Raw genomic sequence first — 13047 nt, 5'->3', positions numbered from 1 at the left:
GCGCGGCACCCCGGCCCGGCCTTCTCGACGCAGAGAGGGCCGATTTGTTGATGATGCGATGACGAGTGGATTCATGATTCAGGTTTCTCTGCCCTTCACTCGTGAAGAATATGCGACACGCCTGTGGAAGGTGCGCGCCGAGATGGCCAGCCGCGGTATCGACGTGCTGATCGTCAGCGACCCCTCCAACATGGCCTGGTTGACCGGCTATGACGGCTGGTCCTTCTATGTGCATCAGTGCGTGCTGGTCGGCCTGGAAGGGGAGCCGGTGTGGTATGGCCGACGGATGGATGCCAACGGGGCCCTGCGTACCTGCTGGATCGACCCGGACAACATCACCTACTACCCGGATTACTACGTCCAGAATCCGGACATGCACCCCATGGACTATCTCGCCCAGACCATCCTGCCCGACCGGGGCTGGCATGAGGGCGTGGTGGGCATGGAGATGGACAACTACTACTTCTCGGCCAAGGCCTACCAGAGTCTGCTGCGCGAGCTGCCTCATGCGCGCTTCATGGACGCCAACTCGCTGGTCAACTGGTGCCGGGCGATCAAGTCGCCCCAGGAGATCGAGTACATGCGGGTGGCCGCAAAGATCGTCGAGGGCATGCACACGCGCATCCTCGAGGTGATCGAGCCGGGCCTGCCCAAGAGCCAGCTGGTCTCGGAGATCTACCGGGTGGCCATCGAGGGCTGGCGCGACGACCAGGGCAAGATCTACGGCGGTGACTACCCCGCCATCGTGCCCATGCTGCCTACCGGCTCGGATGCCGCCGCCCCGCACCTGACCTGGGACGATTCGCCGTTCCGCGAGGGCGAAGGCACCTTCTTCGAGATCGCCGGGGTGTTCAAGCGCTATCACGCCCCGATGTCGCGCACCGTCTTCCTGGGCAAGCCGCCGAAGGAGTTCGTGCGCGCCGAGTCGGCGCTGCTCGAGGGCATCGAGAACGGCCTGGCGGTGGCCAGGCCCGGCAATCGCACCGCGGATATCGCCATGGCGCTGGGCTCGGCCATGGACAAATACGGCTTCGACCGCGGCGGCGCCCGCTGCGGCTATCCCATCGGCATCAGCTACCCGCCGGACTGGGGCGAGCGCACCATGAGTCTGCGCCCCTCGGACGAGACCATCCTGCAGCCGGGCATGACTTTCCACTTCATGCCGGGCCTGTGGGAGGACGACTGGGGCCTGGAGATTACCGAGAGCATCCTGATCACCGAGACCGGCTGCGAGACCCTGGCCGATTTCCCGCGCCAGCTGTTCGTGCGCTGAGTTCAACTTACCGCCCAAGGAGGGGCGCGGGGACAAACCGAAGAGGAGGTCTTTTGCCAGGGATGGCAAAAGTAGCGTACAGGGAGGTATCCACAGCGCCTCCTCGCAGGTTTGTCGCCGCAACGGCCCCGCGTCGAGGCTTCACCCAGAAGGGAATCTCGGCCAACCCCTAGAAGAAGATGGAGATCACCCTATGACCAAGCGCCCCAGCCCGATTTCCGCCACCGTCGACTTCGACGCGGATGGCGTGCAGCACGGCTTCCTGAAGCTGCCGATCTCCAACGACGAGTCGGCCTGGGGAGCGGTGATGATCCCGATCACCGTGGTCAAGAACGGCGAGGGTCCCACGGCGCTGCTGACCGGCGGCAACCACGGCGACGAGTACGAGGGCATCACCGCGCTGATGAAACTCGCCAGCTCCCTCGAGGCGAAAGACGTGCAGGGTCGGGTGATCATCGTGCCGATGATGAACGTGCCGGCGGCGATGGCCGGCCGGCGCACCTCGCCGATGGACGGAGGCAACCTCAACCGCAGCTTCCCCGGCGACCCGGACGGCAGCGTGACCGAGAAGATCGCCGACTACTTCACCCGGGTGATGGTGCCGATGAGCGACGTGGTGCTCGACCTGCACTCCGGTGGGCGCACCCTGGACATCATCCCGTTTGGCGCCTCCCACGTGCTGGAGAACGCCGACCAGCAGCGCCGGGCGCTGGAGGGGGCCAAGGCCTTCGGGGCGCCCTACGCCATGATCATGTTCGAGCTCGATGCGGCGGCGCTGTTCGATACCGTGGTGGAGCGCCAGGGCAAGATCTTCGTGGCCACCGAGCTCGGCGGCGGCGGCACCTCCACGCCGGAGAGCCTGGCGATCACCGAGCGCGGCGTGCGCAACTTCCTGATCCAGTACGGGCTGATCGAGGGGCAGGTGGAGATGCCCGCCGAGCCCCAGGTTTATCTCGATATGCCCGATGCCAGCTGCTATGTGCAGAGCGAGCATTCCGGCCTGCTGGAGCTGACCCTGGCGCTGGGTGAGGCGGTGGAGCAGGGCCAGGTGATCGCCCGGGTCTACGACATGACCCGCAGCGGCACGCCGCCGGTGGAGTACCGCGCCGAGCGCAGCGGCATCCTCGCCGCGCGGCGCTTTCCGGCGCAGGTCAACATGGGGGATACCATTGCGGTGATCGCCGAGGTGGTCGAGTCGCTGGCATGAAGCTCGATCGCTACGATCTGAAGATCCTCGAGATACTCTCCCGCGATGGGCGGATCACCAAGTCGAAGCTGGCCGAGGCGATCAATCTCTCGGTCAGCCCCTGCTGGGAACGGGTACGGCGGCTCGAGAAGGCCGGCATCATCGAGGGCTACGCGGCGCGCATCAATCCCGATGCGCTCGTCAAGCGCACCCCGGTATGGGTGCAGATCGAGCTCAAGGCGCACAATGCCGAGAGCTTCGCCCGCTTCGAGGCCCTGGTTCACGCCACCCCCGAGGTCACTGAATGCGTGGCCGTCGGCGGGGGCGTCGACTACCTGATCAAGTTCGAGACCGACTCCATCGACGCCTACCAGCGCCTCATGGATGCCTGGCTGACCGGCGAGGCCGGCATCGAACGCTACTTCACCTACATCGTCACCAAGGCGGTGAAGCGTCCCTCCCCGGGGTTCTGCCCCGACGATCTCGCCTGATCTTCTCTCGCGTCAGAGCGCAATCGCAGCGTTGATGTGACATCGCCTTGTGTGTCATAAGCTGAACTTGGTGGGTGGGCGTTTGCCCACCCGACCGGGCGATCCTGCCGGCACGCGATCGTTGGTGTCGGTTCGGGTTCGAAAGTGCCCCGGAAGTGTTCAAGATCGCCTGACGCAGAGAGCTCCTATGTCCTATTTCACGATTGCCGGGGTGCAGATGCACGCCCTGCACCACGGTGACAACACCGAGGCCATGCGCCATCGGATCGACGTGCTGATGGGCCGCTTCCCTCAGGTACAGATGGTCCTGTTCAGCGAACTGATGCCCCTGGGGGCATCGCCCCATCATGCGCAACCGCTGCCCAGCGGTGCCGAGGCGCTGTTCTGCCAGATCGCCGAGCAGCATCGCATCTGGCTGATCCCCGGCTCGATGTTCGAGCATACCGAAGACGGCATCTTCAACACCCTCTCGGTGATCAATCCCCACGGCCAGGTGGTGTCTCGCTTTCGCAAGATGTTTCCCTTCCGCCCCTATGAGGCGGGCGTGGAGGGCGGCAGCGAGTTCGTTGTCTTCGACGTGCCCAACGTGGCGCGCTTCGGGGTCTCGATCTGCTACGACATGTGGTTCCCCGAGACCACCCGCACCCTGGCCGCCATGGGCGCCGAGGTGATCCTGCACCCGACCATGACCGACACCATCGACCGCGACATCGAGCTATCGATCGCGCGCACCAATGCGGCGGTCAACCAGTGCTACTTCTTCGACATCAATGGCGCCGGCGCCCTTGGCAACGGACGCTCCATCGTGGTGGGGCCCTCCGGCGACGTGATCCATCAGGCGGGCACCGGCGAGGAGGTCATGCCCATCGAGGTCGACATCAGCCGGGTGCGCCGCGAGCGCGAGACCGGCCTGCGCGGCCTGGGCCAGCCGTTGAAGAGCTTCCGCGACCGCGCGGTAGACTTCTCGCTGTATCGCAGCGAGACCGGCTCGAGCCCATTCCTCGATACCCTGGGCCCGCTGGCCAAGCCGGTCCGAGCCAACGTCGAGGAGTACTGACCCTCGCCCGCGGGCGGTGCCTCGAAGACGACTGGAGGTCTCATGCTGGAGTACCTGTCTCGACTGCTGCGCCGCCTGTTCGGCCATTCCCCCGCGGACACTTCCCCGTCACTGGCGCCCGGCGCCTCTTCCGTACCCGATGGAGCGACCACGATGAGCAAAATAACAACCATTGCCGATGTACGCCGCCACTTCCTCAATAACAAGGAGCCGATCTACTTCATCTCGGCCACCAACTTCAACCTGCTGGGCATCGGCGACTGGGTGGGCAACTTCCGCCACATCAACTACATCGATTGCTTCGAGGGTCAGCAGCGCAACGTCTTCGTGCCCAAGGAGAAGTTCCCCCGCGACTTCGAGAGCATCGAGGACATCAACAACTACCTCCTCGAGCACAAGGAGGTCATCGACTTCATCCAGTCGCGCGCCGACGGCGAGAATGCCGGCGTGGCGGCCTTCCTGATGTTCGACGAGCACACCGAGGAGGTCTGCGAGCAGCTCGGCCTCAAGGTGGCCTTCCCGCCGGCCAAGCTGCGCTCGCGCATGGACAACAAGATCGAGACCGTGCGCATCGGCAACAAGGCTGGCGTGCCCAGCGTGCCCAACGTGCTGGCCCGGGTGGGCAGCTACCAGGAGCTGTGCGAGGTCAGCAAGGAGCTCGGCGACGACCTGGTGGTGCAGACCGCCTTCGGCGACTCCGGCCACACCACCTTCTTCATTTCCAATGAAGACGACTACTACAAGCACGCCGAGGAGATCGAGGCCGAGTCCGAGGTCAAGATCATGAAGCGCATCAACTGCCGCGGCTCGGCCATCGAGGCCTGTGCCACCCGCTGCGGCACCGTGGTGGGCCCGCTGATGACCGAGCTGGTCGGCTTCAAGACGCTGACACCCTACAAGGGGGGCTGGTGCGGCAACGAGATGTTCGCTGGCGCCTTCGATCAGTCGGTTCGCGACAAGGCTCGCGAGTACACCTTTCAGTTCGGCGAGGCGCTGCGCGAGGAGGGCTATCGCGGCTACTTCGAGCTCGACTTCCTGATCGACATGGACAATGGCGAGGTCTATCTCGGTGAGCTCAATCCACGAGTCACCGGCGCCAGCTCGCTGACCAACGTGGCGGCCTTCGCCCACTCCGACATCCCGCTGTTCCTGTTCCACCTGCTGGAGTTCTCCGACGTCGACTTCGACCTCGACATCAACGAGATCAACGAGCGCTGGGCGCATCCCGAGAGCGTCGACAGCTGGAGCCAGCTGGTCATCAAACACACCGACGAGAGCGTCGACCTGCTGACCCAGGCGCCGCGCACCGGGGTCTGGAAGATGGCCGGCGACGGCAGCATCGGCTACCACCACTATAACTATCACCCCCATGCCGCCGAGGACGAGAGCGAGGGCTTCTTCCTGCGCATCAGCGGGGCCGGCGACTTCCGCTACGAGGGCGCCGATCTCGGCATCCTGATCACCCGCGGACGCCTGATGGACGACGACTTTCAGCTCAACGACCGCGCCAAGGCGTGGATCGACGGCATCCGCGGGCAGTACACGGGGCAGTCGCTCCAGGATCCGGTGGTGGAAGAGGTGGCCGTCAGCCACGCCGTCGGCGGCGGCAACTTCAAGATCCTGTGAATACCGGGATCGGTTCCCCTTCGTCGCGGGAGGTGCCGCCGGGCGACATGAACAAGATGCTCGATTTCCGCACCGTGCACGAGGAGACGGCGGGGCCGCGCTGGCAGGGGCTGTTCGCGTACCACTGGCCGGCCTACGAGCAGTGGTACTTGAGCGAAGGGGAGCGCGAGCGACCGGGGTATCTCGCCTGCTACAACGCGCTGCGACAGCACATGCCGGAGCTGCTCGATACCTACCGGGCGCTCTGCACGCTGACCGGCGGTGGCGATCTCGCCGCGCGCTTTTTGAGCCTCTACCAGCCGCCGCCCTACATCACCGGCTGCTCCCAGGCGGTGCTGGCGAGTCCCACCTCGACGCTGCTGGCGCGCAACTACGACTACCCCCCGGAGCTCTGCGAGGGGACCATCCTCTATACCCGCTGGAACGAGCGGCGGGTGATCGCCATGACCGACTGTCTGTGGGGCGTGCTCGACGGCATGAATGACCGAGGGCTCGCCGTATCGCTGGCCTTCGGCGGGCGCAAGTCGGTAGGCCAGGGCTTCGGCGCGCCGATCATCCTGCGCTACCTGCTGGAGTTCTGCGACAGCGTGCCCGAGGCCGCCGAGGTGCTGGCGCGCATCCCCACCCACATGGCCTACAACATCACCGTGGCCGACGCCGCCGGGCGCTACGTCACGGCGATGATCGGCCCGGACCGTCGTGCCAGCATCCGGCGGGTGCCGGTGGCGACCAATCACCAGAAGAAGATCGAGTGGTATGCCCATGCGCTCGCCTCGGAGACGCTGATCCGCGAGCGTCAGCTGTCGATCCTGGTGGACGACGAGACCACCACCGAGGAGCGGCTGATCGCCGCCTTCTCGTCGCCGCCGCTTTTTCGCCACGACTATCGCCGCGGGCTGGGCACGGTCTATACCGCGGTCTATCGCCCCACGACGGGGCGCGCGCAATTTCACTGGCCCGGCCTGACTCTCGATCTGGGCTTCGATCACTTCCCCGAGGAGCGGATCACCGTGCGCTACGGGGCGCGCGGCCTGCATGCCGGCTGATCCCGGCCCGCTCGCCGCCGCCTCGTGGCGGCGCCGCGTTTCAATAACAACGAACCTGGATGGGTGTTGCCATGCAAGAGTTGACGCAAACCGAGACGCCCTACACCGCCCTGGGCTTCTACCACAAGATCTCCCAGCTGCGTGCCGACACCTGGAATGCGCTGAAGCGCGATCTGGGGCAGCTGGTGCGCCTGGAGGACGAGGGCCGGGCCAAGAATCTGATCAAGGCGGTCGACGTCAAGCTGACGCGGCTCGAGATCATCGAGGACTACCACGCCTTCCCCTCCAAGGAGGATTTTCGTCATCTCTGGGCGCTCTTCGACCGCGAGGAGTACGGGCTGCTGGAGAAGGTGGTCAAGCGCCTGGTGCGGGCGCTGATCAGCGAGTCCTACCGGCGGCGCCAGGTGGATCTCTCCGAGACCGATGCCGATGCCGAGGACCTAGAGACCCTGGATGCCCTGGCGCAGCTGCGGCGTGGCCATCCCGCCTCCAACAGCTCGGCCCAGCCCTACTTCGAGCTGCTGATCGTCGACAACCTCTCGGCCCCGGAGGAGGAGGTCGTCCGCGAGGCCTTCCACAACATGCGCCGCCCGGAAGATCGCTTCGTCTATGACGTGGTCACGGTGCGCAGCTTCGAGGACGCGCTGATCGCGGTGCTGGTCAATCCCAACATCCAGGCCTGCCTGATCCGCTACGAGTTTCCCTACAAGTCGAAATACAACCTCAGTGCCCTGCGCAGTTACCTCGAGGGGATCTCCGAGCAGTCCCTGGCGTACCAGTCCGAGGCCGAGCGCAGCATCCTGCTCAGCTCGATGATCCACGAGCTGCGTCCCGAGATCGATCAGTTCCTGGTCACCAGCGGCGACGTGGAGGCCACGGCCAGCCGCGACATCCGTCACTTCAATCGCATCTTCTACCGCGAGACGGACTACATCGAGCAGCATCACACCATCTTGCGGGCCATCGACAATCGCTACCGCACGCCCTTCTTCGACGCCCTGCGCGAGTACAGCAAGAAGCCGACCGGGGTCTTCCATGCCATGCCCATCTCGCGGGGTAAGTCGGTCACCCGCTCCCACTGGGCCGGGCAGATGATCGACTTTTACGGCATCAACATCTTCCTCGCCGAGACCTCGGCCACCTCCGGCGGGCTCGACTCCCTGCTGCAGCCCTACGGGCCGATCAAGAAGGCTCAGGAGTATGCCGCCCGGGCCTTCGGCTCGCGCCAGACCTTCTTCGTCACCAACGGCACCTCCACCGCCAACAAGATCGTGGTGCAGGCGCTGGTCAAGCCCCGCGACATCGTGCTGATCGACCGCGACTGCCACAAGTCGCACCACTACGGCATGGTGCTGGCCGGTGCCCACGTCAGCTACCTCGACTCCTATCCCCTCGACGACTACTCCATGTACGGCGCCGTGCCGCTGCACGAGATCAAGAAGACGCTGCTCGGCTACAAGCGCTCGGGCCAGCTCCACAAGGTCAAGATGCTGCTGCTGACCAACTGCACCTTCGACGGCGTGGTCTACAACGTGCGGCGGGTGATGGAGGAGTGCCTGGCGATCAAGCCTGATTTGGTCTTCCTCTGGGACGAGGCCTGGTTCGCCTTCGCTGGCTTCAACCCGACCTATCGACCGCGCACGGCCATGCATGCCGCCCGCACCCTGCGTGATCGCTACCGCAGCGCCGCCTACCGCGAGGAGTACGACGCCTGGAAGGCGGAGTTCGACGCCCTCGACCCCGACGACGATGCCACCTGGCTCGAGCGGCGCCTGAAGCCCGATCCCGACACGGTGCGCATCCGCGCCTATGCCACCCACTCCACCCACAAGACCCTGACCTCGCTGCGCCAGGGCTCGATGATCCATATCTGGGATCAGGACTACCGTCAGAAGGTCGAGGCGCCGTTCCACGAGGCCTACATGACCCATACCTCGACCTCGCCGAACTACCAGATCATCGCCTCGCTGGACGTGGGGCGGATGCAGGCCGAGATGGAGGGCTTCGAGCTGGTGCATGCCCAGGTCGAGGCCGCGCTGACGCTGCGCGAGCAGCTCTATACGCATCCGCTGCTGCAGAAGTATTTCCGGGTGCTGATCAACAAGGACATGGTGCCGCTTCAGTACCGGGAATCAGGGGTCGAGACCTTCTACGATCCGGTCACCGGCTGGAACAAGATGGAGGAGGCCTGGGCCAATGATGAGTTCGTCGTCGACCCCAGCCGCATCACTATCGCCATCGGTACCACGGGCATCGACGGCGATACCTTCAAGAACGAATACCTGATGAACAAGTACGGCATCCAGATCAACAAGACCTCGCGCAATACCGTGCTGTTCATGACCAACATCGGCACCTCGCGGGGCGCTATCGCCTACCTGCTCGACGTGCTGATCAAGTTGGCCAAGGAGTTCGAGTACCGCTGGGAGGAGAGCAGCCGTCCCGAGCGCAAGATTATCGAGAATCGCGTCCACTCGCTGACCTGTGAGCTGCCGCCGCTGCCGGACTTCAGCCGCTTCCACGACGCCTTCCGCCCCGAGGCCGAGGGCGCCACGCCGGAGGGGGACATCCGCCGCGCTTACTTCCTGAGCTATGACGAGGAGAACACCGAGTACCTGCGCTTCGACAACGGCGAGCTGCAGGCACAGATGCGCGACGGCCGCGACGTGGTCTCGGCGAGTTTCGTGATTCCCTATCCGCCGGGCTTCCCGGTGCTGGTCCCCGGCCAGGTGGTCAGCGAGGAGATCCTCTACTTCCTGCAGGCCCTGGACGTCACCGAGATCCACGGCTACCGGCCCGAACTCGGCCTGCTGGTGTTCACCGAGGAGGCCCTCAGCGACCCGCCGCTGGGCTGAGCCACGGGGCTGAATGACGTAGCAACAGAAAAAACCGCATCTTCCCGGCGCAGGACAAAAAATCCTGCGCCTCTCGTCCGGCCCAACGAAAAATCCCGTCCCGCCATATCCCTTACCCTGTACCCATCGAGCCGACCTGATCGTGTGAACAGGCGGCTCGTCCGTTTCTTCGTTTTCTCGGCGCCCAGAGCCGCGCCGGAACCATTTTCTCGGCGCCTAGAACCGCGCCGGAACCATTTTCTCGGCGCCCAGAACCGCGCCGGAACATTGCCGGCGCTGACACACGCCGGCGCGTCAGGGGAGGTAGCGCATGACTCTGTCCAACAAGCTCAGCGATCCGCGTCTGTTCCGTCAGTACGCCTACGTGGACGGCAAGTGGACCCACGGCGACGGCAACCGCGAGGAGGCCGTGTTCGACCCGGCCACCGGCGAGACCCTCGGCCATATCCCCTGGCTGGAGCCCCACCAGATCACCGCCAGCGTGGACGCCGCCGAGGCCGCCTTCGTGCACTGGCGCGCCCTGCGCGCCGACGAGCGCTGCGAGCGCCTGCTCGCCTGGTACGACCTGCTGCAGGCCAACCGCGAGGATCTCGCGCTGCTGATGACCCTTGAGCAGGGCAAGCCGCTGCCCGATGCCCGGGGTGAGGTGGAGTACGGGGCGAGCTTCGTGCGCTGGTTCGCCGAGGAGGGCAAACGCACCTTCGGCGAGACGATCCCCAGCCACATCCCCAATGCGGCGCTCGGCACCCTCAAGGAGCCGGTGGGCATCGCCGCGCTGATCACGCCCTGGAACTTCCCGCTGGCGATGATCACCCGCAAGGCCGCTGCCGCCATGGCCGCCGGCTGCACGGTGATCGTCAAGCCCGCCGGCGAGACCCCGTTCTCGGCGCTGGCACTGGCGGAGCTTGCCGAGCGGGCCGGTATCCCGGCCGGGGTGTTCAATGTGGTGCTGGGCGACCCGCCCGAGGTGTCGCGGATCCTGTGCGGCGAGGATCGCGTCAAGGCGCTCTCCTTCACCGGCTCCACCCGAGTCGGCCGGCTGCTGCTGGAGCAGTGCGCCAACACCGTGAAGCGCGTCTCGCTGGAGCTGGGCGGCAATGCCCCCTTCATCGTCGGGCCGGACATGGACCCCAAGGAGGCGGCCTTCGCCGCGGTGGCGGCCAAGTTCCAGACCGCCGGGCAGGACTGCCTGGCCGCGGACCGCATCCTGGTCCACGAGTCGATCCATGACGCGTTCGTCGCGCACTTCGCTGAGCGCATGGCGGCGCTGACGGTGGGCAACGGCCAGGAAGGCGAGATCGACCTGGGCCCGCTGATCCATCGCCAGGCGGTGGAGAAGGCCGCGGCCATCGTCGACGACGCCATCTCCAAGGGCGCGACGATGGTGGCCGGCGACCAGAGCCAGGCCCCCGGCGAGAACTTCTTCATGCCGGTGCTGCTGACGGGCGTGACCCGCGACATGAAGCTCTGGCACGAGGAGAGCTTCGCGCCGGTGGCCGGGATCACCGCCTACGCGGACGACGATCAGGTCATCGAGATGGCTAACGACACCGAGTACGGCCTGGCGGCTTATCTCTACACCCACGACATCCGCCGCATCTGGAAGGTCCTGCGGGCCCTGGAGTTCGGCATGGTCTCGGTGAACTCGGTGAAGATGACCGGCCCCCCGGTGCCCTTCGGCGGCGTCAAGCACTCCGGCCTCGGCCGCGAGGGCGGGGTGACCGGCATCGACGAGTACCTGGAGACCAAGTATTACTGCCTCGGCGCCCTGGGCTCCGTGTCCGGGAGCTAGCTTTCGAGACAGCGCCGGGATGTGCCAGCGAGCGATATTTACCCGAGGGCGCTGAGGCAAGCGCCGCGGCGCGCGGCGATCGACAAGGATGTCGATCGAGGGTCGGCAAGAGGGACCTTGATCCGACCCGACGCGCAGGCCGCAAGCGAAGCCTCAGGGTTTCGTCCTCGGGCATCGCGAGATGGTGCATGACGGCGATGCCAACCAGCATTCGAATTCGATGAACATCCTTCCCGGCAGGAGCCGGGGAGCCTGACATGAGCAGAGGAAACACATGAACCAGCAGCACCGGGACCTGATCGAGCGCGACCGCAAGGTGACCTTCCACGCCTCCACCCACCTGCGCGACTTCGCCCACGGCGATGCGCCGGGCCGGGTGATCACCGGCGGCCAGGGCATCCACATCGTCGACAAGGATGGCCGCGAGTTCATCGACGGCTTCGCCGGCCTGTACTGCGTCAATATCGGCTACGGCCGGACCGAGGTGGCCGAGGCCATCTATGAGCAGGCCCTGAAGATGTCCTACTACCACACCTACGTGGGGCACTCCAACGAGCCGCAGATCGCGCTCTCCGAGAAGATCCTAGAGCTCGCCGGCCCCGGCATGTCCAAGGTCTACTACGGCATGTCGGGCAGTGACGCCAACGAGACTCAGCTGAAGACCGTGCGCTACTACAACAACGTGCGCGGCCTGCCGCAGAAGAAGAAGGTGATCTCGCGGATGCGCGGCTACCACGGCTCCGGCATCGCCTCGGGCTCGCTGACCGGCCTCAAGGCGTTCCACGATAACTTCGACCTGCCCATCGACACCATCCGCCACACCGAGGCGCCGTTCTACTACCAGCGGGCCGCGGAGCTCGAGGGCATGACCGAGCGCGAGTTCTCGAAGCACTGCGCGACTAGGCTCGAGGAGATGATCCTCGCCGAGGGCCCGGACACCGTGGCCGCCTTCATCGGCGAGCCGGTGCTCGGCACTGGCGGCATCGTGCCGCCGCCGGAGGGCTACTGGACCGAGATCCAGGCGGTGCTGGCCAAGTACGACGTGCTGCTGATCGCCGACGAGGTGGTCTGCGGCTTCGGGCGCATCGGCGCCGACTTCGGCAGCCACTTCTACGGCATCAAGCCCGACCTCATCACCATCGCCAAGGGCCTGACCAGCGCCTACCAGCCGCTCTCCGGGGTGATCGTCGGCGACCGCGTGTGGAAGGTCCTGGAGCAGGGGACCGGCGAGTACGGCCCGATCGGTCACGGCTGGACCTACTCCGGGCATGCCCTCGGCTGCGCCGCGGGGCTCGCCAACCTGGCGATCATCGAGCGCGAGGGGCTGACCCAAAACGCCGCCGAGACCGGCGCCTACCTGCAGCAGCGGATGCAGGCCGCCTTCGGCGACCACCCCATCGTCGGCAACGTGCGCGGCGTGGGCATGCTGGCGGCGCTGGAGTTCGCCGCCGATCCTGCTCGTCGCCAGGACTTCGATCCCACGCTCAAGGTCGGCCCGCGCATCGCCGCCGCGGCGATGCAGGAGAACCTGATCGCCCGCGCCATGCCCCAGGGCGACATCCTGGGCTTCGCGCCGCCGCTGACCACCAGCCGCGAGGAGGTCGACGAGATCGTCGCTCGGGCCCGTCGCGCCGTGGACGCGGTGCTCGACGAGCTGGTCCGCGAGGGCGCCGTCAGGGGCATGGCCGCCACCGTCGCCTGACGGCGCACCCGTCGCCGGC

9 protein-coding genes are annotated in these 13047 nt (G+C 65.9%); all 9 read left to right on the top strand.

The window, feature by feature from the left end; translation table 11 throughout:
• Positions 1–73: 73 nt before the first annotated feature.
• The 9 genes from doeA (at position 74) to BM388_RS02185 (ending at position 13028) form a co-directional block, all read left to right on the top strand.
• Complete coding sequence (gene doeA, locus BM388_RS02225) at positions 74–1273, top strand: ectoine hydrolase DoeA (RefSeq protein WP_089846765.1); 1200 nt, start codon at positions 74–76, stop codon at positions 1271–1273.
• Between the two features lie 193 nt (positions 1274–1466).
• Positions 1467–2480 (top strand): N(2)-acetyl-L-2,4-diaminobutanoate deacetylase DoeB, encoded by a 1014-nt coding sequence (gene doeB / locus BM388_RS02220; protein ID WP_089846763.1) that lies wholly within the window; start codon positions 1467–1469, stop codon positions 2478–2480.
• Positions 2477–2950, top strand: coding sequence for an Lrp/AsnC family transcriptional regulator (locus BM388_RS02215; RefSeq protein WP_089846762.1), 474 nt, complete (start codon positions 2477–2479; stop codon positions 2948–2950). Before doeB ends, BM388_RS02215 begins: the two co-directional genes overlap by 4 nt.
• 187 nt (positions 2951–3137) lie before the next feature.
• On the top strand, positions 3138–4007 hold the full coding sequence (locus tag BM388_RS02210; protein WP_089846760.1) for a carbon-nitrogen hydrolase family protein: 870 nt from the start codon (positions 3138–3140) through the stop codon (positions 4005–4007).
• A 153-nt stretch (positions 4008–4160) separates the two neighbouring features.
• Positions 4161–5633, top strand: coding sequence for a biotin carboxylase (locus BM388_RS02205; protein WP_089846758.1), 1473 nt, complete (start codon positions 4161–4163; stop codon positions 5631–5633).
• A gap of 47 nt (positions 5634–5680) precedes the next feature.
• The gene (locus BM388_RS02200; RefSeq protein ID WP_245781438.1) at positions 5681–6679 is read left to right on the top strand and encodes a C45 family autoproteolytic acyltransferase/hydrolase; all 999 of its coding nucleotides are present in this window, start codon (positions 5681–5683) and stop codon (positions 6677–6679) included.
• A gap of 71 nt (positions 6680–6750) precedes the next feature.
• A complete protein-coding gene (locus BM388_RS02195; RefSeq protein WP_089846756.1) occupies positions 6751–9534 on the top strand; it encodes an aminotransferase class I/II-fold pyridoxal phosphate-dependent enzyme in 2784 nt (927 codons plus the stop codon).
• 310 nt (positions 9535–9844) lie between these two features.
• Positions 9845–11326 (top strand): NAD-dependent succinate-semialdehyde dehydrogenase, encoded by a 1482-nt coding sequence (locus tag BM388_RS02190; protein ID WP_089846754.1) that lies wholly within the window; start codon positions 9845–9847, stop codon positions 11324–11326.
• Between the two features lie 274 nt (positions 11327–11600).
• Positions 11601–13028, top strand: coding sequence for an aminotransferase (locus BM388_RS02185; RefSeq protein ID WP_089846752.1), 1428 nt, complete (start codon positions 11601–11603; stop codon positions 13026–13028).
• Positions 13029–13047 lie beyond the last annotated feature (19 nt).

Origin of the sequence: Halomonas saccharevitans, assembly GCF_900116405.1 — a bacterium.
Lineage (GTDB): Bacteria > Pseudomonadota > Gammaproteobacteria > Pseudomonadales > Halomonadaceae > Halomonas > Halomonas saccharevitans.
The sequence above is the reverse complement of the archived record's forward strand: the minus strand, read 5'-3'. Positions and strand labels throughout refer to the sequence as shown.